Annotated in this window: 1 protein-coding gene; it reads right to left on the bottom strand. The window is 78.8% G+C overall.

Annotated features, from left to right (window positions below):
- On the bottom strand, positions 1-1119 hold a 1119-nt coding region (locus HMPREF3159_RS09725; RefSeq protein WP_070500851.1), incomplete at both ends, for an AMP-binding protein.

The raw sequence follows: 1119 nt of genomic DNA, 5'->3' as shown, positions 1-1119 counted from the left end.
CTCGCGGGGCACCGCCGCGGCGCCCAGCCGGTCCCGCACCAGGGTCCGGAGCTCCTCGGCGCTCGGCGGCACCGTGTCCGCCGCGGCCGGGGCGAGGACCACCTCGGCGAGGGTCCGCACGCCGAAGCGCGCATCGGGCACCACCTGCAGCCGCGCCGACGCGACGCCGGGAGCGGAGCGCAGAACGCGCACCGTCGCGGCGGGGTCGTGGAGCATCCCGCCGGAGGAGACCGAGCCGTCCGCCCGGCCCAGCACACGCACCCTCCCATCGGCCCTGATCTCCCCGCGATCGGTGACCAGCTCCCGACCGCCCGTGAACGGGGTGCTGGCGCACAGCAGCCCGTCGAGCTCCCGCAGGTGCACGCCGTGCAGAGGGCGACCGTCCACGCACAGCGAGCCGGTCTCGGTGGTGCCGTAGACGTCGTGGACCCGTGCCCGGAAGTGGCGCGCGAGGTCCGCGCGCAGCACGGGGGAGAGGACGTCGGAGCCCGCGACGACGCGGTCGATCGCGAGCGGACGCCCGCCGCCGAGCTCCCGGTCCGCGCGCAGCAGGTCCGCGAGGTGCACCGGCACCCCGGTCAGCAGCGCGGGCGAGGTGCGGTGCAGCAGGGCGATGCGCTCCGCGGCGGGCAGATGCGTGAGGTCCACCAGCGGGGCGCCGAGGGCGAGGGCCCCCAGCGTCGCCACCAGGCCGTGGCCGTGCACCCCCGGCGCGGCGCAGGCCGTGACCCGGCCCGGCCGCAGACCGATCCGACGGGCGAGGTCCGCCAGGGAGAGCAGCTGCGCGGGGGAGAGGGGACCGCGCCGCTGCGGCCGGGGAGCACCGGTGGAGCCGCTCGAGCGCAGCTCCAGCACGTCGGGGCCGGCGAGAACCGCGGCGAGCACCTGGCGCAGCGGGGCCTCGGCCGGCAGGGCCGCGAGGCCGGCGCGGTCCGCCGTGGCGGTGCCGCTGCGGTGCAGACGCACGAGGTCCAGCAGCTCGCCTCCGGTGAGCGTGCCGTGATGATCCACGAGCACCACGGGGCGAGGCCTCGCCGCGACCCGCGTTCGCAGCGCGGCGCCGACGTCCAGGGCGGGCAGGGCCAGGGGAACGCGGGGGCGGGAGGCGCGGGCCCGGGC

This window comes from Brachybacterium sp. HMSC06H03 (assembly GCF_001807385.1).
In the GTDB taxonomy this organism is placed as follows: domain Bacteria; phylum Actinomycetota; class Actinomycetes; order Actinomycetales; family Dermabacteraceae; genus Brachybacterium; species Brachybacterium conglomeratum.
This window is presented reverse-complemented; position numbering and strand designations above follow the sequence as displayed.